Raw genomic sequence first — 25,843 nt, forward strand, 5'->3', positions numbered from 1 at the left:
AGGAATGAGAGTCTGCGTTTGAACGACACCGATGCGCCGCAGAACCCGTCAGACTCCGGCTCCCCGCGCCGCGACCGCAGAAAGGCGACCTCCCGGGGGAGGAAGGGCGGTCCGATCACCGCAGGGATCATCGTCCTCGCGCTCGGAGCCTATACCGCCGTCGACGCCTACGACCTCGTGCCCGGCCTGCCCAGCGTACTGACCACCGAACCCCAGGTCGAGGTCCAGACTGTGCCCACTCCGCAGGCCCACGCCCAGCAGGTGCCCGCCCCCGCCTCGGCGGTCGACGATTCCGCTCCCGTGCCCACACAGATTCCGAAGACGATCGACGCCGTGCTCAAGGATTCGAAGGTCAAGGGCTTCGGCCTCGAGGTCCGCGACGGGATCAGCGATGATGTCCTCTACGCGAAGGACGAGACGAAACCGCGCACTCCCGCCTCCGTGACGAAGGTGCTCACAGCGGCCGCCTCCCTGTCCGCGATCGGCGGAGAGAAGCGTTTGGCGACGACGACGGACTTCGACGCGGACACGAACACCCTGACGCTGACCGGCGGCGGCGATGTGCTCCTGTCGCCCGGAGACTCCGATCCCGGTTCGGTCAACGGGCACGGGGGACTGCGGACCCTGGCCGAAGACACCGCTGCCGCGCTCAAGGACCAGGACATCACCGAGGTGGCTCTCAACCTGGACACGAGCCGCTACGTCGGCGAGGACTTCGATTCCGGCTGGTCCCGGTCCGATATCGCCAAGGGAGTGATCACCCCGATCCAGCCGATCATGGTCGACACCGCCTACGTCGGGTCGAAGAACGCCGAGTGGCGGGGCCGCAGCGAACACCCGGCAAAGGACGCGTTCTCGATCTTCGATGGAGAGCTGAAGAAGACCGGGATCACCGTCACCGAGGCGACCGACCGGTCCGAATCCGAGACGACGTCCGAGTCCGAGAATCCGCAGGAGCTCGCCCGGGTGGAATCGGCGACGATCTCCGAGATCGTCGAATACGCGCTCGTGCACAGCGACAACGTCGTCGCCGAGATGCTCGGCAACGAGGTCGCCATCGCCCAGGGACAGGAGGGCAGCCTCGAGAACGGTCCCATGGCGGTCCTGGAAGCTCTCGGTGAATCCGTCGACCTCGGGCGCACCCACCTCGTCGACACCTCGGGGCTGTCCTATGACAACCGGATCGCCCCGCACGATCTCACGACCGTCCTGCAGGCCTCGGTCGTCGCCGATGACTCGCTGGCCGGGCTCGTCAGCTACTTCCCCGTCGGCGGACTGACCGGCACCCTGCACGACCGATTCCTCGACGAGAGGAACGCCTCCGGGGTGGTGCACGCGAAGACCGGAACGCTGTCGACCGTGACCTCCCTGGCCGGGGGAGTGCTCGACGCGGAAGGCCGCTACCTCGTATTCTCCATCCAGATCGACGACGTGGATAAGGACAAGATCTTGGAAGCCAGAAAGACCGTGGACGATATCGTCACAGCCCTCGCGAACTGCGGCTGCCGATGATCATCGACGAGAACTTCGCCGCCCGCACCGCCCGTGAGCTCGTCTCCGCGGCGAAGGTCCCCGAACCGGGTGTGCTCGACGGACTCGTCGAGGGGATGAAGGACAATGCGCTGACCGCCCAGGACCTCGTGCTCGACTCATTTCTGCTGCCGCCGGAGCACGCCGATGATGTGCGCGGCCGCCTCGCCGCGGGTTCCGTGCTCGTCCTCGACCAGGTCAGCTGGGTCAAAGCCAACGCGCAGTCCGTCAACGGAATGCTCGACGAGGCGGCACTGCCCGCCCCGGTCAGCCCCGCCACCGCGAAGGCCGGTGCCGTCGAGGTCGCCGGGGTCCTCTCACTCCTGTCGACCCGGGTGCTCGGCCAGTTCGACCCCTTCGCCGTGGAGACGGGACGGCTGATGTTCGTCGCCCCCGCCGTGCTCATCGCGGAGAAGGCCATGGACGTCGACCCGCGCGACTTCCGCATGTGGGTGGCCCTCCACGAAGCCACCCACCAAGTGCAGTTCGCGACCGCGCCCTGGTTGCGCGAACACATGCGCACCCTGCTCTCCGGAGCCGTGTCCACCCGACTGACGATCCCGGGAGTCGGCGGGATCGTCGACCTCTTCGCCACCCTCGGGCGCATCGTCAAGGGCGAGGCCAGCATCATCGACCTCATCCGCGACGAGAACATGCGCACAGCACTCGACGAGGCCACCGCGATCCTGTCCCTGCTCGAAGGGCACGCCGATGTCGTCATGGACGAAGTCGGCGCCGGTGTCATCCCGAGCGTGCGTCAGCTGCGCCGGAAGTTCGAGGCCCGCCGTGACGCCAGTCAGGGCGGAATACTGACCAATCTGCTCGGAATGGACCTCAAACTCGCGCAGTATCGCGACGGGGCGAAGTTCGTCCGCGCCGTCCGCCGCGAGGTTGGGCAGAAGGGCTTCTCCCGCATCTATGCCGAACCCGCGAATCTGCCGCGCACGGCAGAGATCCACGACCCGCAGCTCTGGCTCGACCGTGTCCACGGCTGAGGGTCCGCGCAGCGCAGCCTCGCCGAGGCGGCCGACCCTCGACCCCGCCAGTGCTGCCATCCGCACTGCCGTTCGTGCCGCACTTGCGGACGCAGGAACGTCTGTCCCAGGCCTCATCGTCGCAGTGTCCGGGGGAGCGGATTCGATGGCGCTGCTGCACGCGACCGCGTTCCTGCATCGTCGCGGTGAGATCCGTGCCCGTGCCGTCACCGTCGAGCACGGTCTGCAGGCCGTCACCGCCGAGGTGGCCGACCGGGTCGCCGCCACCGCCGAATCCTGGGGCATGCCCGCCGAGGTGATGAGGGTGAGCATCCATGCCGGCGAAGAGGGCCTGGAAGCCGCGGCACGCACCGCTCGTTATGCCGCCCTCGAAACCGCTCGGACCGCAGCCGAAGCCGACTGGATCCTCACCGCCCATACCCGCAGCGACCAGGCCGAGACCGTTCTGCTCGGACTCATGCGCGGATCGGGCACTCGGTCCTTGGCCGGGATGAGTCCGCTGGCCGGTCGCCTCATGCGTCCCCTGCTCGGCCTCGACCGAGATCGGACCGAAGCGTCCTGCCGGGCGCAGTGCATCGAGATCTGGGACGACCCGATGAACGCCGACACCGCGTTCACCCGAGTCCGGGCCCGGCAGCTGCTGGCCGGACTCGAAGCCGAACTCGGCCAACCGATCACGGCGAACCTCGCGCGCACCGCCGACCTGTGCCGAGCCGACGCCGATTTCATCGATGCTCACGCCGAGGCGGCAGGGCAGCAGGTCCGTGGAGCCGCCTCGGTGCCGGTGGAGGTCTTTACCGCACTCGACGATGCCGTGCTCAGCCGCGTCGTGCGCGACTGGGCGATCTCGCTCGGCGTGCCCGCACAGAACCTCGGAGCGGTGCGGGTCGCCGAACTCTGCGCTCTCATCCGTGACCGCAGGCGCGGTCGCCTGTCCCTGCCCGGCGACTCGGAAGTCGTCGTCTCCGGCGATCGGGCCGTGTTCCAGCTCGCAGCGAAGGGCCGCTGAGGCTCAGCTCAGCCGCGGCCCGCCTGCCAGTTCGCCACCGGAGGCGATGAGCCGACCGCCCTTGAACACGTCCCGGTCCTTGGAGCAGTCCATGATCGCCGAGGTGACCGTATCGGCGTCGACGAGTAAGAAGTCGGCGGGAGCGCCCACCGCCAGACCGAACCGGGAATCGTCGACCAGCGCCGAACCGTCGGGACGAGCACCGGCCATGACCTGAGCTCCTCCGCGGGAGGCGATATCGAGGCAGCCTTCGATGTCGGCATCACGGCGGAACCCGTTCGTGAACGCCAGTTGCCAGGTCCGACGCAGCAGATCGCCGTCACCATAGGGACTCCAGTAGTCCCGCTGACCGTCCTCGCCGAGTCCCAGGGCCATGCGGCGCTCACGGATGAGAGCCTGCGGCAGCACGCCCTTGGCCGGGGCAACCGTCGTCAGGGATACTCCCGCCTCGGCGAGGACATCGAGGATCCGGACGACCTCAGGTTCCGGATTCGTGTTGAGAGCGAAGGCATGGGAGACCGTGACCTGACCCTGCATTCCCGTCGCCCGGGTGCGGGCGACGATCTCCTCGAGGGTGAACAGGCCTGCGGTGCCCGCCTCGTGGAGGTGGATGTCGATGCCCTTGCCATGCTTCTCGGCCAGGCCGAAGACGACGTCGAGGTGGGAGACCGGATCCCGGTCGTAGACCAGCGGATCGAGTCCGCCGACAAGATCCGCGCCCTCGGCCAGAGCTGCATCGAGCAGCTCTTCGACGCCGTGCTCGTGCACGATTCCGGCCTGCGGGAAGGCCACGATCTGGAAATCGAGGACATCGGCATGAGCCTCGAGCGCGGCCCTGACCCCGTGGATGCGCTCGAGACCGCAGTCGGCATCGACTTGTGCATGAGAGCGGATGCGCGTGCCTCCGGACGCGATGATCTTGGCAATCGCAAACGCGGCCTGATCGGCGACGCTGCGCTCGCCGTGGCGCCAGTTCTCGCGATCGTTCATGATGTACCCGTGCAGAGTGCCGTCGGCGGTGTGAGGTCGGAACGTCTGGCCCATCCGATTCGAATCCAGATGAGCATGCACATCGCCGAGGCTCGGCAGCAGGATCCGCCCCGCCCCGTCGATGACCTCGACCCCGGTCGATGTCGTCCCGGTCGCCGGAGACCCGGAATCGGGGGCGGCATCCTCGGCGGGGAAGAGGCGAGAGAAGCGACCATCGGTGATCTCGACATCGATGGCGGGAGCACCAGGGGTGCGCGGAAACAGACGCACATTCTTCACAACGATCATGTGCACAGCCTACGACCGTCAAACGGTATACCATCGGAAGCTGTGCCCGTCTGCGTGCCTCTATGGGCCGCGGCCCGCGCGCACGACGACTACAGCGGTCTGAAAGGATGAGGCCATGACGACTTCGCCCGAGCAGGGTTTCCGACGCACCCGCGGCCTCGACGTTCTGGCGCTGGCCTGTCTCGTCCTCATCGCCGCCTCGCTGCGCCCGGCCGCCTCCTCCCTGGGCCCGGTGCTCTCCGAAGTCAGCGACGGATTCTCCCTGGCCGAATGGCAGACCGGTCTGCTCACGGCTCTGCCGGGGCTCGTGTTCGCCATCTGCGGCATCATCGCCGTACCCCTGCTCAAACGGCTCGGCCTGTTCTCCGCTCTGGCCCTGAGCGCGGCCCTCATCGTGGCAGGCGTCGGTCTGCGCGCCGTCGTCACCGAATGGGTGGCCTTCGCTCTGCTCACGGTCCTCGCCCTGGCCGGAATGTCGATCGGCAACGTCATCCTGCCGGTCTACGTCAAGTCCCGCTTCCCGCACCGGCCCACGCTGGGAGCGACGACGTTCACCGTCTCGCTCGGTCTCGGATCGATGCTCCCCTCGCTGCTGACAGCGCCGTTGGCCGAACAGTTCGGCGGGTGGCGCTTCGGTCTCGGCTTCTGGATGGTCCTGCCCCTGTCCGCGCTCATCACCTGGACGGTGCTGCGGACGCTGAAGTCCGTACCCGTCCTCTCCGGACAGGCAGCGGAGCGCGGTGGGCAGCAGGAGGAGGCGCCGCCTCGGCGAGCGGTATTCACCTCACCCAAGGCGCGGTATATGGCCATGTTCTTCGGCCTCCAGTCGGCCAATGCCTATCTCCAGTTCGGGTGGCTGCCGCAGATCTACCGCGACGCCGGACTCGACCCCTTCCTCGCCGGGACCATGCTCACGATCGTCACCTTCGGCGGTCTGCCCGGCGGATTCCTCGCCCCGCAGATCATCGTCCGGGGCATCGCCCCACGCGCCTTCCTCGTCTCCTTCGGGGCCAGCGCCGTCGCCGGCTATACCGGACTGCTGCTCAGTCCGGTCAGCCTCCCCTGGCTGTGGGCGGCTCTGCTCGGATACGGCGGATTCGCGTTCCCCGCCGCGCTGGCGCTCATCACCTCCCGCACTCGCGAGGTCTCCGTCACCGCCTCGACTTCGGCGTTCGTCCAGTCCTCGGGCTATGTGCTCGCCGCACTGTGCCCCCTGGCCGTGGGCGGACTGCTCGGGGTCAGCGGCGGCTGGCAGGTGCCGCTGTGGTTCATGGTCATCATCTCCGTGCTCATGGCGATCACCGGTTGGCTGTCGGCCGGTCCGGGGGCCGTCGACGACGAACTGGCACAGACATCCGGGCCCACTGGCACCGGTGAGGCAAAGTGACCCATAATGGAATCTCCAGGACCCGCATCTGAGGAGAATCGACACTCGTGGACATCAACGATCTCGGCAATGACATCGAAAAAGTACTCGTCTCGGAAGAGCAGATAGCCGCACGACTCGTTGAACTGGCCGCCGCCATCGATGCAGACTACAAAGACAAGGACATCCTCCTCGTCGGCGTCCTCAAAGGCGCCGTCATGGTCATGGCCGACCTCGCCCGGGCCCTGCATTCGCCTGTGACGATGGACTGGATGGCCGTGTCCTCCTACGGTTCGGGCACCAAGTCCTCCGGCGTCGTGCGGATCCTCAAGGACCTCGACACCGACCTCACCGATCGGCACGTCCTCATCGTCGAAGACATCATCGACTCCGGCCTCACTCTGTCCTGGCTGGTCCAGAACCTGCGCAGCCGCGGAGCTGCCACCGTCGAGATCTGCACCATGCTGCGCAAACCCGAAGCCGTCAAGGTCGACATCGACGTCAAGTACGTCGGCTTCGACGTGCCCAATGAATTCGTCATCGGCTACGGCCTCGACTATGCGGAGAAGTACCGCAATGTGCCGTTCGTGGCGACCCTGGCTCAGCACGTCTACAGCTGAGCCCGCCGGCACCGCTTTTTACGCCCGCGGCGAACCCGGACCGAGGCCGGGGTCTGTGACGGAATAGATTCGGCACGCATTCGGGCTATAGGGGTGCGAAGTACTAGGCTGTGGGGGATGTTCCCAGGCAGCCTCGGTAGCCTGAAACGGTTGCCCACATCTTTTTCCTGAGAGGACTTATGGCCGAGTCGAAAAAACGTCGCCCCCTTTTGAACAAGGCGACGAAGGGCCCATTGGTCTGGATCGTCCTGGCGCTGCTCGTCGTATCGATCGGTGCTCTGCTGTTCAGCCAGTCCGGGTTCAGCCAGATCGACACCGAACAGGGTCTGCAGCTGCTGGAGGACGACAAGGTCGAACAGGCCAAGATCGTCGACAAGGACCAGCGTGTCGACCTCACTCTCAAGGACGACTTCGAGGTCGACGGCAAGGACTTCGGCAAGAAGGTCCAGTTCTTCTACGTCGAACAGCGCGGAGAGCAGGTCGTCGAGGCCGTCGACTCCGCCGGCCCCGACAAGGGCTTCACCGATGAGGTTCCCAAGCAGAGCTGGCTGATGTCGCTGCTGGGCACGCTCATCCCGTTCGTCATCATCTTCGTCGTCTTCTGGTTCCTCATCTCGCAGATGTCTGGCGGGAAGATGATGAACTTCGGCAAGTCGAAGGCGAAGCTCGTCAACAAGGAGAACCCGGACGTCACCTTCAAGGACGTCGCCGGAGTCGACGAGGCACTCGAAGAGCTCGAAGAGATCAAGGAGTTCCTCGCGGAGCCGGAGAAGTTCAAGGCCGTGGGAGCGAAGATCCCCAAGGGCGTGCTCCTCTACGGACAGCCCGGTACGGGCAAGACCCTGCTGGCCAAAGCCGTCGCCGGTGAGGCCGGAGTCCCGTTCTACTCGATCTCCGGTTCCGACTTCGTCGAGATGTACGTCGGCGTCGGTGCCTCACGAGTTCGAGACCTGTTCGAACAGGCGAAGTCGAACGCCCCCTGCATCATCTTCATCGACGAGATCGACGCCGTCGGCCGCCAGCGCGGCGCAGGAATGGGCGGCGGACACGACGAGCGCGAACAGACGCTCAACCAGCTGCTCGTCGAGATGGACGGATTCGACGTCAAGACGAACGTCATCCTCATCGCCGCGACCAACCGTCCCGACGTCCTCGATCCGGCGCTGCTGCGTCCCGGACGCTTCGACCGGCAGATCCCCGTCGAAGCCCCTGACATGAAGGGCCGCAAGCACATCCTCGAGGTCCACGCCGCCGACAAGCCGCTGGCCGAGGAGGTCGACCTCGGGCAGGTGGCGAAGCGGACCCCCGGCTTCTCCGGTGCGGACCTGGCCAATGTCCTCAACGAGGCGGCCCTGCTCACCGCACGTGAGAATGCGAAGGTCATCGACAACCGGATCCTGGATGAGGCCATCGACCGTGTCATCGCCGGCCCGCAGAAGCGGACGCGACTGATGAACGACAAGGAACGCCTCGTCACCGCCTACCACGAGGGCGGGCACGCACTGGTCGCCGCGGCCATGAACCAGACCGACCCGGTGACGAAGGTGACGATCCTCCCGCGCGGACGCGCACTCGGCTACACGATGGTGCTGCCCAGCGAGGACAAGTACTCGACGACCCGCAACGAGCTGCTCGACCAGCTCGCCTACGCCATGGGCGGGCGTGTGGCCGAGGAGATCGTCTTCCACGACCCGACCACCGGCGCCAGCAACGACATCGAGAAGGCGACGAACATCGCCCGGAAGATGGTCACCCAGTACGGAATGAGCGAGAAACTGGGCATGGTCAAGATCGGCGACGACCAGTCCGAACCCTTCGCCGGCCGCGGTTACGGCGGCGGCGACGAATACGGGGATTCGACCCTGTCCTCGATCGATCGCGAGGTCCGCGGTCTCATCGACTCCGCGCACGCCGACGCCTACTGGGCGCTGACGCACAACCGCGATGTGCTCGACAACCTCGCCTACCAGCTGCTCGAACGCGAAACGCTGGACCAGGCCGCCCTCGAGGAGATCTTCGCCCCCGTCGTCAAACGCGCCACCCGCGACGTGTGGCTGGCCCACGACGATCGCCCCGTGTCCGAACGCGGCCCCATCGTTCCGCCCGCACCGCAGAGCGAACGCAGCCACGGTGAAGGATCGACCGGCGCCGAGGTGGACACCACCGACATCCCCGGAGCCGGACCCACGGGCGTCAGCGGACCCCACGTCCCGCACAACCCGCCGGGACCCGAGAACCCGAACGGCCCGACCGGCCCGACGGGCGGCCCCACCGGGGGACGGACCGGAGGACCAGGCACAAGCGGTCCGGGAACCGGGGGACCGGCGACGAACGACACGAACGAAGACAGAGGGAACAACGACTGATGGCCGATATCGAAGAGGTCTCCGCCGGTCTCGGGCCCGCCCCCGCAGGGCAGGACAATAAGGTCGACCAGGAGCGCATCGCCGCTGCCGTGCGTGAGATCCTCATCGCCGTCGGCGAAGACCCCGACCGGGAAGGTCTCGTCGAGACTCCCGGCCGAGTGGCTCGGGCCTATGAGGAGATCTTCGCGGGACTCCACCGCGACCCGGCCGAAGTCCTCGGCGTCACCTTCGACATCAGCCACGAGGAACTCGTCCTCGTCCGCGATATCGACCTCTACTCGACCTGCGAACACCACCTCGTGCCCTTTCACGGAGTCGCCCACATCGGCTACATCCCGAGCAAGAACGGCAAGATCACGGGACTGTCGAAACTGGCCCGCCTCGTCGAGATCTATGCGCGGCGCCCCCAGGTGCAGGAACGCCTGACCTCACAGATCGCCGACGCGCTCGTCGATCATCTCGAACCGCAGGGCGTCATCGTCGTCGTCGAAGCCGAACACCTGTGCATGACCATGCGCGGAGTGCGCAAGCCAGGAGCCTCGACCATCACCTCGGCCGTGCGCGGGCAGCTGCGCGAAAGCGCCTCCCGAGCAGAAGCGATGAGTCTCATCCTCGGTCGCTGAGGCAGAACACGGATCACACAGCGATGGACGAAACAGCCGCGAAGACGACGCAGATCATGGGCGTCCTCAATGTCACCCCCGACTCCTTCTCCGACGGCGGGCTGTGGTTCGACCATGACCGGGCCGTCGCCCACGGACTCGAACTCATGGCCGCCGGCGCCGACATCATCGACGTCGGCGGCGAATCGACGCGTCCGGGATCGGCCCGCGTCGACGAAGCCGAAGAGCTGCGCCGAGTCGTCCCGGTCGTACGTGAGCTCGCCGCAGCCGGAGCTGTCATCAGCGTCGACACGATGCGTGCCCGCGTCGCCGCAGAATCCCTGGCAGCCGGAGCTCATATCATCAACGACGTCTCTGCCGGACAGTCGGACCCCACCATGCTCAGCGTCGCCGCCGAGACCGGAGCTCCCATCGTGCTCATGCACTGGCGCGGCTACCTCGACCATGCTTCCGCGACGTTCCACTACGACGATGTCGTCGCCGAGGTGATCTCCGAGCTGCGCACCCGCATCGACGAAGCCATCGCGGTCGGCGTCGAACCTGCGAATATCATCGTCGACCCCGGACTCGGGTTCTCGAAGAACGCCGAACACAACTGGCAGCTGCTCTCCGCGCTCGACGAATTCGCCGCCCTCGACCACCGACTCCTCGTCGCCGCCAGCCGGAAGCGCTTCATCGCCTCCCTGCTCAGCCCCGACGACCCGAAACAGGCCGAACAGGCGGCGAAGGATCAGGCCACGGCCACGATCTCCGCGATCTCCGCGCAGGCCGGTGCCTGGGCGGTCCGGGTCCACGATCCGGCCACCTCGGCGGTCGCCTGCAAGGTCATCGCCGCGGTCAGGGAACACTCCGCAGCAGCGGCACACCCGTCAGCGGACTCCGGGACTGAGGGAGCCGGGCGATGACCGGCGCAGAGGCGGCCCCCGACCGCATCGAACTGCGCGGACTGACGGTGCGCGGAAACCATGGCGTCTTCGACTTCGAGAAACGAGACGGCCAGGACTTCGTCATCGACGTCACCCTCCACACCTCCGTCGCACGTGCCGCGGCCACCGACGACCTCGCCGAGACGATCCACTACGGCGAACTTGCCGAAGACGTCGCCGGAATCGTCGAGAACAACACCTTCGACCTCATCGAAACGCTGGCCGAACGCATCGCCGACCGCTGCCTGAGCCTGTGCGAACACGTCGAGGTCGTCGTCCACAAACCCTCGGCACCGATCCAACGGACCTTCGACGATGTGCGCATCCGCGTCGAACGCACACGCGCCGCCTCTGCCGCCTCCTCGGTAGGGGAGCCTGCAACGGCTGCGGACGCCGCGCCCGCTTCGGGTGGCACGGCCGAGGGAGAGACCGAAGCGTATCTCAATCTCGGGGCGAACCTCGGCGATGCCGCGGACACACTCGACCAAGCGGTGGCCGCCCTCGACCGGCATCCGGACATTACCGTCACTTCCCGGTCCTCACTCTTCCGCACCGCGCCCTGGGGCGGAGTCGAACAAGCCGACTTCCTCAACCTCGGAGTGCTCGTGACGACCACACTGTCGGCTCTCGAACTGCTCTCGGTGGCACAGGGCATCGAAGTCGCCTGCGGGCGGACACGCGAACTCCGGTGGGGGCCGCGCACCCTCGACATCGACCTCATCCGCTTCGGAGACGAGGACGCCGAGCAGTACCGCCGGAGCCCGCGACTGACGCTGCCGCACCCACGCGCCCACGAACGCGCCTTCGTCCTCGCACCCTGGGCGGAACTCGTCGGAGACACACTCATCGACACCCCACAGGGGCGACGGCCCATCAGCGCGGTTCTGGGTGAACTCGACGACCAGGACATCGCCCGGATCACCTCTGGATAACCGCCCGCGATCTGAGAGACTGGGAACCATGCAGAGAACCTCCTCGTCCACCCTCGCCGTCTGGGCCGTGATCGGCACGGTTCTCGCGACCGTGGTCGACGTGGTGCTCGAAAGCCAGGGGTTCTCACTGCCGGGACTGCCGTGGTTCGCCGTCATCGGCATGCTCGTTCTCGCAGCCATCCTGTTCCTGCTCGGCTGGCCCATCAAGAAATGGAACGACGGGGACCGGACGAAGGAGATCGACCCGATCCAAGCGGCGAGAGTGGCGATCATGGCCAAAGCCAGTGCCCTGACCGGGGCCGGACTCTCCGGTTGGTACCTCGGCAACGCGGGGTACTACTTCCTGTCGGCCCCCGGGATCCGCAACGATCTTGCGGCAGGTATGCTTGTTGCAATGATCTCTGCCGCAGTGCTCATGATCGTCGGTATGATCGTCGAGGGATTCTGCGAGATCCCACCCCAAGACCCGCCGGGAGCTGAAACAGCATGAACCGCGACCTCTTCTTCTCCATCGGAGCCGATGTGCCGTTCAACCGGGTGAGTCCGAAGTACGGGCTGAAAGAGGTTCTGGCCTCGATGACGCTGCTCGTCCCGCTGCTCATCGCCGGACTGGTCTTCGCGATCATCTTCAACTCCGAGGCGCCCTGGCTGCACCTCATCTGGATCGCCGTCCTCGTCTACGGCATCATCTCGACGATCATCATCCTCCGTCAGGCTCGCGCCATCGGCTATGCCGAACGGGAGGACGACCTGCTCGTCCGCCGCGGCATCATGTTCCACCGCGCCACCGTTGTGCCCTACGGCCGGCTCCAGTTCGTCGACGTCGACGCCGGTCCCATCGACCGCATGTTCGGTCTGGCCACCGTCAAACTGCACACCGCGTCGGCAGCCACCGACGCGACGATCCCCGGACTGCCCCGCGCCGAAGCCGATCGCCTGCGCGACAGCCTTGCCGGACTCGGCCAGGCCAATCTCGCCGGGCTGTGACCATGAGCGACGAAACCTCGCCCAACTCTCCGAACCCCGGCAGCGAGGCGGCCGCACCGGAGATCTGGCACCGCGTCCATCCGCTGACGCCGATCCTCGAGAGCCTCGGTGTCCTCGTCGGTATCTTCATCGCCGCAGCCTACGGTCTGCAGAACTTCTTCCAGAGCGCCGTCGAAGACCTGGCCTCCGGCCGTTCCGTCAACCTCACCTTCGCCGAATGGCTGGGCGCCCACCCGCTGGTGATCCTCGCCGTCGTCGGCGGAATCATCCTGATCCTGGTCCTCACCGCTTTCTTCAGCTGGCTGGCGTGGCGAGTCATGGGGTATCGGGTCGACGCCGAAGCGATCTACTATCGTCGGGGACTGCTGTCGAAGAAGCTGCGCAAGGCCCGTCTCGACCGCGTCCAGTCGATCGATCTGCAGCAGAAGCTGCTGCCGCGCATGCTCGGCATGGCCGAACTCGTCTTCGACGTCGCCGGCGGCACTGACTCGAACATCTCCCTGAAGTACCTGTCGAAGAAGCGTGCCGAAGAGCTGCGCGATGAGCTTCTCGCCGCGGTGAAGGCGAAGAAGAACGCATCTGCGACGTCTGCGACATCCGCCGAAGCAGTGTCCGGAGCCGCAGCCGAGCACGGTGGAACCGAGCCCCATGCAGGAACAGATGGTGCGGCAGGAGCCGGTGCAGCACGCTCTGATGCCGGTCACCACGGCAGCCTGGACCCAGGTGCGGACGGAGCACAGCCGAGCATCGACCGCTCAGTGCCCGAACGCAGCGCCGACAGCATCGGAGTGCGACTGAGCAAGCGCCTGGGCGTCCTGGCCGACGACGTCTCCCACGAAGCGGAACGGAGCCTCAACGACCTGCTGGCCCCGTACAACCTCTCGGCCGATGTCGGCGAAGAGGGAGAGATCATCCGTGTGCCCGCTCACCGGGTCATCGTCTCCTCCCTGCTCAGCACGGGAACATTGATCTCCGTCGGCGTGATCATCGCCCTCGTCGTCATTGCCGTCGTGTTCCTCCTCGTCGGAGTCGAAGAGGCCTTCCTCCCGATCCTCATCGGTGGACTGCCCGGCATCTTCGCCGCATTCACCGCGTTCAAGAAGAACCTCGACAATGCCAACTTCGTCGTCCGCATCAGCGAAGACGGTCTGGCCGTCAGCCACGGACTCTTCTCCACGTCCCGCAAAGTCATCCCGCTCGACCGGCTCCAGGCCGTCTGCCTCCACCAGCCGCTGCTGTGGCGCTGGGCCGGCTGGTGGAGAGCCGAATACAACATCGCCAGCGACGGTGGAAAGAACGACGAGAATCTGCTCCTGCCGGTCGGCGATATCGACCAGGCACTGCTCATGGTGGGTCTCGCCCTGCCTGACCCGCAGCTGCCCGAAGGCCTCTCAGCCGACGGCCTCGTCCGGTCGGCCATGTACGACAGGAAATCCACGCATCCCGATGCAGCGGCGGCCGAGGAGCTGTTCCACGCGCAGCCGCGCTCCTCACGGATCCTCGACCCCCTCGTCTGGAAACGACGGGCCTATGCCCTCACCGAGTCCCTGCTCGTGCTGCGCCTGGGAGTTCTCGATCGTCGGGTCGACTTCGTGCCCCACGTCAGGGTCCAGTCCCTGCGCTACTATCAAGGACCGCTGATGAGGTCGCTGAATCTGGGCACCGTGGCCGTGCACTCGACCGCCGGACCCATCACCCCACTCGTGAAGCATCAGGACGCCGAAGCTGCCAAACGCTTCTTCACCGAACATGCCGAACGCACTCGGATCGCCCGCCAACGCTTCGACGCCGCCGCGAAGACGGCACGCACCCGCCCCATCGAGACCCACGAGGAAGGCAACGGATGAGCCAGGACGACGCACCACGGCTGGGCATCGGAATCATCGGCTGCGGACGAGTCGGAGCCAGCATCGGAGCGGCCTGGCGGCAGGCCGGTCACGCGATCATCGGAGTCAGCGCCACCTCGACGGCCAGCCTCGAACGCGCGGAGGACATGCTGCCCGGAGTGCCGGTCCTCGACCCCGATGCGATCGCCGAACGCGCCGAACTCGTGCTCGTCGCCGTCCCCGATGACGAGATCGCTCCCTTGGTCACGGGCCTGGCCGACCTCGGCCGCATCCATGCCGGGCAGATCCTCGTACACTGCTCCGGCCGATACGGAACGGACGTCCTCGACGCCGGGACCCGCCTCGGCGCTCTGCCCATCGCTCTGCACCCATCACTGACATTCACCGGCACAGATGTCGATCTCAGCCGTCTGCGGCAGGCGACGATCGCGGTCACCGCGCCCGCGCCGATCCGTCCGGTTGGCGAGGCCCTCGTCGTCGAACTCGGTGCCGAACCGATCGACATCGCCGAGGCGGACCGTCCCCTCTACCACGCCGCCATCACCCACGCTTCGAACCATTCGATCACGATCCTCGCCGAGGCCATGGAGCTGCTCACCGAGGCAGGGGTCGCCGATCCGTCGGCCGTCCTCCACACCCTCGTCGACGCCAGCGTCGCCAACACCATGCAGAACGGACCGAAGGCACTGACCGGTCCGATCAGCCGCGGTGACGTCGGAACCATCGAAGCGCACCTGGCGGCACTGAGCGAGTTCAGCCTCAGCCGATCGAACCCGGCCGTGCGCAACAGCTACATCGCACTCGCCCGATCGACGGCCGCGAAAGCGCTGGCGATGGGACGCATCACAGAAGCCCAGGCACAGCAGATTCTGAGCGCTCTGGACTGACCGCCGAATTCCCCCGTACGGCCCGTCCACGGTAGCCTTGAAGCATGGCGAATACCGACTCGAAGACATCTGAGAACGCAGACCTTTCACCCGAACACCTCGATCCGGAACAGATCCGGATTCGAAAGGACAAGCGCCAGCGTCTCCTCGACGACGGAACCGATGCCTACCCGGTGACGGTGCCCCGCACCCACAGCCTCGCCGAGGTCCACGCCGCACATGACGGACTCGAGGCGGGGGAGGAGACCGAGGCCATCGTCGGCGTCATCGGCCGAGTCGTCTTCGTCCGCACCACCGGCAAACTCTGCTTCGTCACACTGCAGTCCGGTGACGGCACCCGTCTGCAGGGTATGCTCTCGCTGCGCGAAGTCGGCCAGGAGCGCCTGGATGACTTCAAGACCGATGTCGACCTCGGTGACTTCCTGTTCCTGCACGGAAAGGTCATCAAGTCCAAGCGCGGTGAGCTCTCCGTGCTGGCGGACTCCTGGACCATGGCGTCGAAGGCCCTTCGCCCGCTGCCCGGACTGCACACCGAACTCGCCGAGGACACCCGCGTCCGCCAGCGCTACCTCGACCTCATCACCCGCGAGCAGGCTCGGGAGACGATGCTCACCCGCGCGAAGGTGATGTCGTCGCTGCGGAAGACCTTCGCGGACCAGGACTTCGTCGAGATCGAGACGCCGATGCTGCAGACCATGCACGGCGGTGCCTCGGCACGCCCGTTCAAGACGCATATGAACGCCTACGACATCGACATGTACCTGCGCATCGCGCCGGAGCTGTTCCTCAAGCGGGCGATCGTCGGCGGAATCGAGAACGTCTTCGAGATCAACCGCAACTTCCGCAACGAGGGTGCTGACTCCACTCACTCCCCGGAATTCGCGATGCTCGAGGCCTACCAGTCCTTCGGCGACTACCATTCGATCGCCGATCTCACGAAGACCCTCATCCAGAATGCCGCCCAGGAAGCCACCGGATCGCTCGTCGTGACTCTCGACGACGGCACGGACTACGACTTCGGCGGAGACTGGCCGGTCGTGAGCATGTATGACTCCCTGTCCGAGCTGTCCGGCGTCGAGGTGACCCCGGAGACCGGGCTGGACGTCCTCGACAAGATCGCCGCCGACAACGGCGTCGACATGGGCGGAGTCTTCCGCTCACACGGAAAGTACGTCGAAGAGCTGTGGGAGCACTTCTACCAGGACAAGCTCTGGGCTCCGACCTTCGTCACCGACTTCCCGGTCGACACCTCACCACTGGTGCGTGAGCACCGGACGAAGAAGGGCGTCGTGGAGAAGTGGGATCTGTACGTGCGCGGCTTCGAGCTGGCCACCGGCTATTCGGAGCTCGTCGACCCGATCATCCAGCGTCAGCGTTTCGAGGCTCAGGCCGCGGACGCCGCTCGCGGTGACGATGAGGCGATGGGCCTCGACGAGGACTTCCTCATGGCGATGGAGCACGGTATGCCGCCGACCGGCGGAATGGGCATGGGACTCGACCGTCTGCTCATGGCGCTGACCGGTTTGGGGATTCGTGAAACCATTCTGTTCCCATTCACTAAGCCTTTGACTTCTTCGCCGGAGGACTCGGCTCAGGAGGGCTGATCTGATTATGTTGGATATCCTGAAAGCTCTGCTCCCGTCGATCTGTGTGGGATTGCTGTTCTGGTATGTGTTCCGGAATATCGTCCGTGCAGATCGCAATGAACGCGAACAGGTAGATAAATACTATTCAGAGATTGAAGTTAGCGAAGTCGACGATAATCCCCGAACGGATGTTAAGATGACAGCGACAAAATCCTCTGATTACGAAAAGAGTGAACATGGCAAGGGAAATGCGCCTCGTTCTCACGGATGATTTCGACGGAAGCGAAGCGGCGGAAACCGTTCGTTTCAGCCTCGACCAGGCAACGTACGAACTCGAGCTGTCAACCGAGAATGCCGACAAGCTCCGTGAGACGTTCGCCCCATTCATCGCCAAAGCACGTCGTGTAGCCAACACCGGTGGCCGTGGCCGCCGTGCGGGTTCGTCGGGCCCCAAGCGGGACACGGCGAAGATCCGCGAGTGGGCTCAGAACAACGGGTACCAGCTCGGTGATCGTGGACGGATCCCGCTCGAGATCGTCGAAGCATACGAAGCAGCGGAGAAGTAAGAGGTTCATTCGAAAGCCGATAACTTCCGATTAGGTCTGAGGGGCCAGCGAATTGATTCGCTGGCCCTTCGGGCTTTTTGTGCCCGGCCTCGGTAATATGAATTGCCCTCTTCCGGTGATGCGGCAACACAGCAGTGATGAAACATCACAGACAATTGCCAGGTGGAGAGTAGTTGAAAATCATATCGACTGATCGCGCAGCCAAATGATTCGATGAAGTTGCACATAAATCAAGGGAGCCTGCACTGTGGGCGGGGAAATGCCTGTGCTCATCTCACGGCTATTGAAGTCGGTTCAGTTCTGCGGGTTCAATTGAGTTCGTGCCGCACTCATATGCTCCGGGTCTCCGGTCTGCAGAGCGTACAGTCCCAATTCGACGGGCGGCGTCGAGTAGAGCTCGCCGCAGTGCTCTGCGAACCTGGGCCAGATCCGCCCGCCGGCTTCGACGGATCGCGCGCTCGTGTTCTCGAACGCTGAGGCCGAGACACTGGCGTGATGGAACATGAAATCCCTGGCGGGATCGCCGATTGCAGCGGTCGTCCAATCGAGGACGCTCAGATTGACGGGTCCGTCCATGAGCTGATGCGCCGGATACACCTCGCCATGAGTCACGGTTGAGAACGACGGCCAATAGCTGTCATCGTCGAGCCATGCGGTCCACCGCCGGAGCAGGGACGGCGCCACCTCGAACTCGGCGGCGACGTTCTCGATGTCTTCCCGGTTGCGCTGTCGGATCTCCGTGAGGGGGAGCTCCGGAATGCCTGTGTCCCGAACGACAGCCGGGTCGAAGTTCGACGAGGACCGATCCGAGCGATGCGGCATACTCGGAGGATTCGACATCGAAATGCCACTGCGGCTGACCACTGTCGTCGATCGTCAGTCCGGGTGTACCCGGCAGCAGCGGGTAGGCGATGAGGTCATTGAAGTGGATCTGCCAATCGGGGACCGCGACGCTCAGATGCGGTGCGACGGCGTTGAGGAACCGGCCCTCGACGGCGGCTCGGGCGGCGACATCCGGACGTCGGGGTATCCGGAGCACCCAGGACCGACCGTCGACCGCCTCGGCGATGGCCACCTGGAAGTCGAGGCCGAGCTCGTTGGGTCTCGAGTCTAGAGAATTTCGCCCACAGCCAAACGGTTTCGGCTGATGGCGAAACCTGCAATAGAACCGCGGTCGTGGTGGTTAGGCTCAGAAGAATCAGAAGACCGAGGAGGATGAATATGTTCGAGCGGTTCACCGACCGAGCACGACGCGTCGTGGTGCTCGCGCAGGAAGAAGCGAAACTTCTCAAACACAACTACATCGGCACCGAGCACATTCTGCTCGGCCTCATCCATGAGGGTGAAGGTCTGGCAGCGAAGGCACTCGAGGGTATGGACATCTCCCTCGAGCAGGTGCGCGACCAGGTCCAGGAGATCATCGGTCAGGGACAGCAGGCTCCGAGCGGCCATATCCCCTTCACCCGCGGGCGAAGAAGGTCCTCGAGCTCAGCCTCCGTGAAGCACTGCAGTTGGGTCACAGCTACATCGGCACCGAGCATATTCTGCTCGGCCTCATCCGTGAGGGCGAAGGCGTTGCCGCGCAGGTGCTCGTCAAGCTCGGCGCGGACCTCGGGCGCGTCCGCCAGGAAGTCATCAAGCTGCTGTCGGGCTACCAGGGCAAGGAGCCCGTGTCCGCCGGCGGCCGCGAAGAGGGAACTCCCTCGGGATCGCTCGTGCTCGACCAGTTCGGCACAAACCTCACCGCTGCGGCCCGCGAGGCCGATCTCGACCCGGTCATCGGCCGGCACGAGCAGATGCAGCGCGTGATGCAGATCCTCTCGCGTCGCACGAAGAACAACCCGGTCCTCATCGGTGAACCCGGTGTCGGCAAGACGGCTGTCGTCGAAGGACTCGCACAGGCCATCGTCAACGGCGATGTCCCCGAGATCCTCGCCGACAAGCAGCTCTACACCCTCGACCTCGGTTCGCTGGTCGCAGGCTCCCGCTACCGCGGTGACTTCGAGGAACGTCTGAAGAAGGTCCTCAAGGAGATCCGCACCCGCGGCGACATCATCCTCTTCATCGACGAGATCCACACCCTGGTGGGTGCCGGAGCCGCCGAAGGTGCGATCGATGCCGCTTCGATCCTCAAGCCCATGCTGGCTCGCGGAGAGCTGCAGACCATCGGTGCGACCACGCTGGACGAGTACCGCAAGCACATCGAGAAGGATGCCGCTCTCGAGCGCCGGTTCCAGCCGATCCAGGTTCCCGAACCGTCGCTGGCGCATTCGATCGAGATCCTCAAGGGTCTGCGGGACAAGTACGAAGCGCACCACAAGGTCACCGTCACCGACGGAGCCCTGGCAGCCGCTGTCAACATGTCCGATCGCTATATCAACGACCGGTACCTGCCGGACAAGGCGATCGACCTCATCGACGAAGCCGGTGCCAAGCTGCGCATCTCGCGACTGTCGGTTCCGCAGGAGGTGCGTGACCTGGAGGAGAAGATCCTCGAGGCCCGCCACCGCAAGGAAGCCGCCATCGATGCTCAGGACTTCGAACTGGCAGCCTCGGAGCGCGATTCCGAGATGAAGCTGCAGAAGGAGAAGGAAGAGCAGACCGAGGCGTGGCGCAAGTCCGGCACCGATACCTCGAAGGTCGTCGATGCCGATCTCATCGCCGAAGTGCTCGCCTCTGCCACCGGCATTCCGATCTTCAAGCTCACCGAGGAAGAGTCCTCGCGTCTGCTGCGGATGGAAGACGAGCTGCACAAGCGCGTCATCGGTCAGGACGATGCGGTCAAGGCGATCTCGCGGGCGATCCGTCGTACCCGCGCCGGGCTGAAGGATCCGAAGCGTCCCTCCGGCTCATTCATCTTCGCCGGCCCCACGGGCGTCGGCAAGACTGAGCTGGCCAAGGCCCTCTCGGAGTTCCTCTTCGGCGATGAGGATTCGCTCATCAGCCTAGACATGTCCGAATACTCGGAGAAGCACACGGTTTCGCGACTGTTCGGTTCACCTCCGGGATATGTCGGATACGAAGAGGGCGGTCAGCTCACGGAGAAGGTCCGCCGGAAGCCGTTCTCGGTCGTCCTCTTCGACGAGGTGGAGAAGGCCCACTCGGACATCTTCAACTCGCTGCTGCAGATCCTCGAGGATGGTCGACTGACCGACTCGCAGGGTCGTGAGGTGGACTTCAAGAACACCATCATCATCATGACGACCAACCTCGGTACGCGTGATGTCTCGAGCGGACTCCAGCTCGGATTCCAGGTCGAGGGTGACACGAAGACCAACTACGACCGGATGAAGCAGCGGGTCAACGAAGAGCTCAAGCAGCACTTCCGTCCCGAGTTCCTCAACCGTGTCGATGACACGATCGTGTTCCCGCAGCTGAGCATGGTCGAGATCATCAAGATCGTCGATCTCTTCCTCGAACGTCTCGACGTCCGCCTGGCCGATCAGGGCATGAAGGTCGACGTCACGGCCAAGGCGAAGGATCTGCTCGCCGAGCGCGGCTACGATCCCGTCCTGGGTGCCCGTCCGCTGCGTCGGACGATCCAGCTCGAGATCGAGGACACTCTGTCGGAGAAGATCCTGTTCAAGGAGATCGGACGCGGCCAGACCATCAAGGTCGACGTCAAAGGCGAAGGAAAGGACGCTGAGTTCACCTTCGAAGGCATCGAGACCGAGAGCCTGAAGCCCGCTGAGGATGACGAAGGCGAACTCGCAGGTCTGGGTTCGTCCGGTTCGAGCGGATCCTCGGAGACCTCGGCCTGATCGTTCATCACCTTCTCGGATAACGCATAGGAGTCCGGGGAGTCGGCAGCAGCCGACTTCCCGGACTCTTTCGTGTTCGACTCCGGCGATGGTGTTGAATGTCGGTATGAGCTCACACGCAGGCGACTTCGATCACGGACTGATCTCCGAGGACCATCATTCAAAGCACGAACTCCCCGGAGGTCTGTACCTGCGACGAGCGAGGACCGGCGACGTCAAAGGCATCGAAGCCCTGGTCGCCCCACTGGCCGGTGAGCGGATCCTGCTCGCCAAGGACACGGTGACCTACTTCGAGTCGCTGCAGGAGTTCTGGCTGGTCGTCGACCCGCAGCCCGATGGTTCCGAGATCCTCGCCGGCTGCGGCGCCCTGCACATCATCTGGGCGGATCTCGCCGAGGCGCGCACGGTCGCCACGTCACCGGACTATCGGGGCAGGGGAGTGGGCAAGGCGATCATCAGGCAGCTGCTCGCCGATGCTCGTGAGATCGGAGTCGACCGGGTGTTCTGCCTGACCTTCGAGACCGGATTCTTCGGTTCGCTCGGCTTCGAACCGATCAAGGGCATCCCCGTCTCACCCGAGGTCTACGTCGAGCTGCTTCACTCCACCGATGAGGGCGTCGCAGAGTTTCTCGACCTGGCCAGGGTCAAACCGAATACCCTGGGCAACTCACGGATGATCAAATACCTCTGAGACAGACCCTGATCCTGCCCGTCGCCGGCGGGCGTCGGTCTTGGCCACGCTCTCACCGGCGGGTGTAGGCGACTGCCGCACACGCACCGTCCAGTGGCGACGTCTGCCACGTTCGGGTCCTGATTCAGCTGTTCGGCAATGCCAATCGGCCATCGACCTGTTGTGCCAGACCGTCGTCGACGAGGTCGGAGATGAGCCGATTGATCCTGTCCTGGTCCGCGCTGAGTTCACGCACTCGCGCCACCGCCGTGGCCGTCGATTCGGCCAGTGAGTCGAGAAACACCGGGTCGAAGTCGGTCACCGAGGCGGTGAAGACGTCGAGCCGGACACCGCGTCGGTCGTCCCCGGCGACGTGCGCTGCCTTGAGGACATCCATAATCGCGCCGCGCAGCTGTCGATCGGTGCCTGCCCACTTCTGAGTCTTCGGTTTCGTCGCCGAGGCGGGTCTGCCCATTTGGTTCCATGTGCAGATGTCCTGGAGCGGGCAGGCGGGGCAGTCGGGATTGCGCGCCGTGCAGACGAGGGCCCCGAACTCCATGACTCCGGCGTTCCACTCAACGTGCTTATCCTCGGGTACGAGGGCCGCCGCCCAAGTGGTCTCTTTCCGGCCAGGTGAGGTGGTGGGGCGTTCCCTGCCCGCGAAGAGGCGGATGAGGACCCGACGCACGTTCGTGTCGAGCACGGTCGTCTTTCGACCGAAAGCGAAGGAGGAGACCGCGGCGGCGGTATAGGAACCGATGCCCGGCAGTCGTTCGAGCTCTTCGGTCGTTTCGGGAACCCGGTTGTCCAGGTCCGCGGCGATGACTTCGGCGGCTTCCTGCAGTCGCAGCGCTCTGCGTGGGTATCCCAGCCGGTCCCAGGAGTGGAGGACTTCGGCGGTCGGGGCGGCGGCGAGATCGGCTGGTGTCGGCCATTTGTCCATCCACGCACGCCATCGCGGTTCGACTCGGGCGACAGGGGTCTGTTGGGACATGATCTCACTGACGAGGATTGCCCAGGCGCTCGTCTTCGGGTGCCTCCACGGCAGGTCCCGGGCAGTGTCCTCGAACCAGGTGATGATGGTGTCCTGGACTCGTCTGAGCACAGGTTCGGACACCTCGGGGAAGGCGGAGGTCGACCCGGAGGGATTCGATTCGGGACCGGCTCGGTGTGTCATTTGGATGCTCAATCGCTTCGGCCTAGGCTCAAAGCGATGACTCCTTCCAATCGTGGTTCGCAGCCGAACAGAGCTGCCGGGCAGCCTCGCCAGTCTAGCGGGAAGCTGCCTGCTCACGTGTACCGCCGACGCCGCATCACGCTTGCTGTGACCAGCCTCCTCGTCCTGGGGCTTCTCGTGCTCGGAATCGTCGGAATCGTCAAAGCCATCGGCGGCCGCAGCGACGGATCGGACAAGGTTGCAGCCGAGGAGACTACGCCGGCCGAATCGACGACGGCGGCACCCGTGCCGGATAAGAAGGCAGCGAGCGGAAAGTGCCCGGAGGACAAAGTCTCGCTGAAGGCGAAGGTCGATCCGAAATCCGTGAAGGACGGGAAAGAACCCGAATTCGGCATGGTCATCGAGAACGGCCACACCGCCACGTGCCTCATCGAGGTCGGCACGGACAAGCAGGAATTCATCGTCGAACAGAACGGTGACGTCGTGTGGTCGTCGGAGTACTGCGCGGCGGCGAAAGACGAGAATGCCGAGGCCTCCACGGAGTTCGCACCGCAGTCGGAGAAGACCGCGAAGCTCAAGTGGAACCGGATCAAGGTCGACAAGAACTGCAATCGCGAAGACGATGATTTCGGTCCCGGTGACTATGAGCTCATCGTGAAGCTCGATGACAAGAAGAGCGAACCGACGAAGTTCACACTCGAGAAGAGCGCCGCCGAAAAGGCCGAGGAGAAGAAGGCCGCGGAGGAGAAGAAAGCCGACGAGGAGAAGAAGTCGGAAAAGGAATCCGGCGAGAAGGACTCCTCGGATGAGAAGCAGTCAGAGGAACCGCAGGACTGAGTCCTCAGGCGCCACGGTAGGAGCCGACTCCCCACGAGTTTCCATCGTGGTCGCGGAAGTCGAATTCGCGGCCGCCGTGAACCTGAGTCGCCACCGGTCGCACGATCGCATGCCCCATATCGACGATCTCCTGGTAGAGCCGGTCGACTTCGCGTTCAGTGTCGACGACGACGTAGATCGAGCTGCCGCCCACCGAATCGAGAGCCGACCCGTCGTTGCGAACCGAACCGAACATGATGCCGCCGTGGTCACCGAGCGCGAATTCGGCATGCTCGACGAGCGCCGGATCGTGCTCATTGCGCACGATCAGTCTTTCGGTGAACCCGAGCGTGACCAGCAGGTCGATCGTCGCTGCGGCATCGGTGGTCCGGAAGGCTGGAAAAACTGTCGTGGTCATGACACCAGGATGCTCCAAAACCAAGCGAAAGTCCCGGACTTTCTTACTTCTGCTCCCGAAGAGCCTGCTTCGTCAGCATGAGTTCGACCGCTCCGGCGATGTGTTCGCACTCCTCGACTTCCATCTTGTCCGGCGCCGCCACATTGGTCATCGCTCCCTTGGCGACGACAGCGTGAGTGATGCCCAGCCGTTTGGCCTCGTTGAGGCGTTGGCCGAGATTGGGGACATTGCGGATCTCCCCTGACAAGCTGACCTCGCCGATCGCGACAAGGTGGCGAGCCAGCGGCTTGCCGAGCAGCGCTGAGGCCAGGGACATGCAGATCGCGAGGTCGCTGGCCGGCTCGGAGAGCTTCGCTCCGCCGACGGTGGCGGTGAAGACATCGCTCTTGGCGAGGTTCGCCTGCGCGACGTTCTGGCTGAGCACAGCCAGCATCATCGCCACCCGGGAGGAATCGACTCCGGAGACCGAACGACGGGACTGGCCGCCGGCGGATTCTGTGATGAGCGATTGGACTTCGACGAGGAGCGGACGCTTGCCCTCCTGCGTCACTGTCAAGCACGTGCCAGGCGGGTTCGCACCGCTGCGCGAGAGGAACAGCCCCGAAGGGTCCTCGAGACTCTTGATCCCGTTCTCCTCCATATCGAAGCAGCCCACGTCGTCGGTGGGGCCGAAGCGATTCTTCACCGCTCGCAGCATGCGCAGACGCGAATGCCTCTCACCTTCGAAGGTGCACACGACATCGACGAGATGCTCGAGAAGGCGAGGACCGGCGATCGTGCCGTCCTTCGTGATGTGGCCGACGAGCACAGTCGGCAGAGACCGGGCCTTGGCTTCCCTGATGAGGGCGGACGCGACTTCGCGGACCTGGGTGACCCCGCCGGGGATGCCTTCGACCTCGGATGATGCCAAAGTTTGGATCGAGTCGACGACGAGCAGCTCCGGCTGTTCGGATTCGATCATTCCCAGTACCGAACCCAGATCAGTCTCAGCAGCGAGGAGCAGTGAGTCGGCCAGGGCATTGATCCGTTCGGCGCGCAGCCGCACCTGACCGGCGGATTCCTCACCGGTGACATAGAGGACCTTGACCCCGAACATGGCGATCTTCGCGGCGACGTCGAGCAGCAGCGTCGACTTGCCGACCCCCGGCTCGCCGGAGAGCAGGACAACGGCACCGGGCACGATGCCACCGCCGAGCACCCGATCGAACTCGGGGACGAACGTCGATCTCGCCTGCGCGAGCGTCGAGTCGATCTCGCTGATCGGCTTCGCCGCATTGGACTTCTTGACCTTCGTCTTCACCTTCGACGAGTTCGCGCCCTTTTCCTCAAGGGTGCCCCAGGCCTGGCATTCGGGGCAGCGTCCCAACCATTTGACCGTCGAATAGCCGCATTCCGAGCATGTGAAAGACATACCGCAATTCTGGCACGGGCCGCTGACACGAGATTCCCTGCTCGAGAGTCCGGTCTCAACGACAGGGAGAGC

Annotated in this window: 22 protein-coding genes and 2 pseudogenes; 19 read left to right on the top strand and 5 right to left on the bottom strand. The window is 64.8% G+C overall.

Annotation, left to right across the window (positions count from 1 at the left end):
* The first annotated feature begins 18 nt into the window (after window positions 1–18).
* The 3 genes from dacB to tilS are packed head-to-tail and all read left to right on the top strand — an operon-like array spanning window position 19 to window position 3,534.
* Entirely contained in the window at window positions 19–1,512 is a 1,494-nt protein-coding gene (gene dacB / locus LJ362_RS04145) for a D-alanyl-D-alanine carboxypeptidase/D-alanyl-D-alanine-endopeptidase (protein ID WP_264800907.1), read from the top strand.
* Window positions 1,509–2,525 (top strand): zinc-dependent metalloprotease, encoded by a 1,017-nt coding sequence (locus LJ362_RS04150; protein WP_264800908.1) that lies wholly within the window; start codon window positions 1,509–1,511, stop codon window positions 2,523–2,525. The genes dacB and LJ362_RS04150 overlap by 4 nt, the downstream gene beginning before the upstream one ends.
* On the top strand, window positions 2,512–3,534 hold the full coding sequence (tilS, locus tag LJ362_RS04155; protein ID WP_264800909.1) for a tRNA lysidine(34) synthetase TilS: 1,023 nt from the start codon (window positions 2,512–2,514) through the stop codon (window positions 3,532–3,534). Before LJ362_RS04150 ends, tilS begins: the two co-directional genes overlap by 14 nt.
* Before the next feature lie 3 nt (window positions 3,535–3,537).
* On the opposite strand, the gene LJ362_RS04160 is transcribed toward tilS, so the two are convergent.
* Window positions 3,538–4,812 carry an amidohydrolase family protein gene (locus tag LJ362_RS04160; protein WP_264800911.1) on the bottom strand — a complete coding sequence of 425 codons (1,275 nt, stop codon included), beginning with the start codon at window positions 4,810–4,812 and terminating at the stop codon, window positions 3,538–3,540.
* Window positions 4,813–4,927: 115 nt separating this feature from the next.
* On the opposite strand from LJ362_RS04160, the gene LJ362_RS04165 reads away from it, so the two are divergent.
* From LJ362_RS04165 to LJ362_RS04220, 12 genes are all read left to right on the top strand, one after another.
* The gene (locus tag LJ362_RS04165; protein ID WP_264800912.1) at window positions 4,928–6,199 is read left to right on the top strand and encodes a CynX/NimT family MFS transporter; all 1,272 of its coding nucleotides are present in this window, start codon (window positions 4,928–4,930) and stop codon (window positions 6,197–6,199) included.
* A gap of 47 nt (window positions 6,200–6,246) precedes the next feature.
* Window positions 6,247–6,798, top strand: a complete 552-nt coding sequence (gene hpt / locus LJ362_RS04170) for a hypoxanthine phosphoribosyltransferase (RefSeq protein WP_101545800.1) — start codon at window positions 6,247–6,249, stop codon at window positions 6,796–6,798.
* A gap of 179 nt (window positions 6,799–6,977) precedes the next feature.
* On the top strand, window positions 6,978–9,164 hold the full coding sequence (gene ftsH, locus LJ362_RS04175; RefSeq protein WP_264800913.1) for an ATP-dependent zinc metalloprotease FtsH: 2,187 nt from the start codon (window positions 6,978–6,980) through the stop codon (window positions 9,162–9,164).
* The gene (gene folE, locus LJ362_RS04180; protein WP_101545806.1) at window positions 9,164–9,787 is read left to right on the top strand and encodes a GTP cyclohydrolase I FolE; all 624 of its coding nucleotides are present in this window, start codon (window positions 9,164–9,166) and stop codon (window positions 9,785–9,787) included. The genes ftsH and folE overlap by 1 nt, the downstream gene beginning before the upstream one ends.
* Before the next feature lie 23 nt (window positions 9,788–9,810).
* Window positions 9,811–10,692 (top strand): dihydropteroate synthase, encoded by an 882-nt coding sequence (folP, locus tag LJ362_RS04185; protein ID WP_264800914.1) that lies wholly within the window; start codon window positions 9,811–9,813, stop codon window positions 10,690–10,692.
* Window positions 10,689–11,645 carry a 2-amino-4-hydroxy-6-hydroxymethyldihydropteridine diphosphokinase gene (folK, locus tag LJ362_RS04190; RefSeq protein ID WP_264800915.1) on the top strand — a complete coding sequence of 319 codons (957 nt, stop codon included), beginning with the start codon at window positions 10,689–10,691 and terminating at the stop codon, window positions 11,643–11,645. Before folP ends, folK begins: the two co-directional genes overlap by 4 nt.
* Before the next feature lie 28 nt (window positions 11,646–11,673).
* Window positions 11,674–12,135, top strand: coding sequence for a DUF3180 domain-containing protein (locus LJ362_RS04195; RefSeq protein ID WP_264800916.1), 462 nt, complete (start codon window positions 11,674–11,676; stop codon window positions 12,133–12,135).
* A complete protein-coding gene (locus LJ362_RS04200; RefSeq protein WP_264800917.1) occupies window positions 12,132–12,632 on the top strand; it encodes a PH domain-containing protein in 501 nt (166 codons plus the stop codon). The genes LJ362_RS04195 and LJ362_RS04200 overlap by 4 nt, the downstream gene beginning before the upstream one ends.
* Before the next feature lie 2 nt (window positions 12,633–12,634).
* On the top strand, window positions 12,635–14,479 hold the full coding sequence (locus tag LJ362_RS04205; RefSeq protein WP_264800918.1) for a PH domain-containing protein: 1,845 nt from the start codon (window positions 12,635–12,637) through the stop codon (window positions 14,477–14,479).
* Window positions 14,476–15,366, top strand: a complete 891-nt coding sequence (locus LJ362_RS04210; protein WP_264800919.1) for a Rossmann-like and DUF2520 domain-containing protein — start codon at window positions 14,476–14,478, stop codon at window positions 15,364–15,366. The genes LJ362_RS04205 and LJ362_RS04210 overlap by 4 nt, the downstream gene beginning before the upstream one ends.
* A gap of 44 nt (window positions 15,367–15,410) precedes the next feature.
* The gene (gene lysS / locus LJ362_RS04215) at window positions 15,411–16,970 is read left to right on the top strand and encodes a lysine--tRNA ligase (protein WP_264800920.1); all 1,560 of its coding nucleotides are present in this window, start codon (window positions 15,411–15,413) and stop codon (window positions 16,968–16,970) included.
* A gap of 218 nt (window positions 16,971–17,188) precedes the next feature.
* Window positions 17,189–17,518: a histone-like nucleoid-structuring protein Lsr2 gene (locus LJ362_RS04220; protein WP_092015973.1), complete on the top strand. Its 330-nt coding sequence runs from the start codon at window positions 17,189–17,191 to the stop codon at window positions 17,516–17,518.
* A gap of 294 nt (window positions 17,519–17,812) precedes the next feature.
* On the opposite strand, the pseudogene LJ362_RS04225 reads toward LJ362_RS04220, so the two are convergent.
* Window positions 17,813–18,593, bottom strand: a pseudogene (locus LJ362_RS04225) (macrolide 2'-phosphotransferase).
* 146 nt (window positions 18,594–18,739) lie between these two features.
* Between LJ362_RS04225 and LJ362_RS17070 the strand changes: the two are divergent.
* The 3 genes and pseudogenes from LJ362_RS17070 to LJ362_RS04240 all read left to right on the top strand — a co-directional run.
* Window positions 18,740–18,883 (top strand): annotated as a pseudogene (locus LJ362_RS17070) (Clp protease N-terminal domain-containing protein); the annotation flags it as partial.
* Between the two features lie 146 nt (window positions 18,884–19,029).
* On the top strand, window positions 19,030–21,279 hold the full coding sequence (locus LJ362_RS04235) for an ATP-dependent Clp protease ATP-binding subunit (protein ID WP_413774228.1): 2,250 nt from the start codon (window positions 19,030–19,032) through the stop codon (window positions 21,277–21,279).
* Window positions 21,280–21,385: 106 nt separating this feature from the next.
* Window positions 21,386–21,970: an amino-acid N-acetyltransferase gene (locus tag LJ362_RS04240; RefSeq protein ID WP_264800924.1), complete on the top strand. Its 585-nt coding sequence runs from the start codon at window positions 21,386–21,388 to the stop codon at window positions 21,968–21,970.
* Between the two features lie 124 nt (window positions 21,971–22,094).
* Here the strand turns inward: LJ362_RS04240 and LJ362_RS04245 are convergent, their stop codons facing one another.
* Window positions 22,095–23,126 (bottom strand): A/G-specific adenine glycosylase, encoded by a 1,032-nt coding sequence (locus tag LJ362_RS04245; RefSeq protein WP_264800925.1) that lies wholly within the window; start codon window positions 23,124–23,126, stop codon window positions 22,095–22,097.
* Window positions 23,127–23,162: 36 nt separating this feature from the next.
* On the opposite strand from LJ362_RS04245, the gene LJ362_RS04250 reads away from it, so the two are divergent.
* A complete protein-coding gene (locus tag LJ362_RS04250) occupies window positions 23,163–23,963 on the top strand; it encodes a hypothetical protein (protein WP_264800926.1) in 801 nt (266 codons plus the stop codon).
* Between the two features lie 4 nt (window positions 23,964–23,967).
* On the opposite strand, the gene LJ362_RS04255 is transcribed toward LJ362_RS04250, so the two are convergent.
* Window positions 23,968–24,360, bottom strand: a complete 393-nt coding sequence (locus tag LJ362_RS04255; protein WP_264800928.1) for a VOC family protein — start codon at window positions 24,358–24,360, stop codon at window positions 23,968–23,970.
* 43 nt (window positions 24,361–24,403) lie between these two features.
* Entirely contained in the window at window positions 24,404–25,771 is a 1,368-nt protein-coding gene (gene radA / locus LJ362_RS04260) for a DNA repair protein RadA (protein ID WP_264800929.1), read from the bottom strand.
* Window positions 25,772–25,843 lie beyond the last annotated feature (72 nt).

Source organism: Brevibacterium sp. JSBI002 (genome assembly GCF_026013965.1).
In the GTDB taxonomy this organism is placed as follows: Bacteria; Actinomycetota; Actinomycetes; order Actinomycetales; family Brevibacteriaceae; genus Brevibacterium.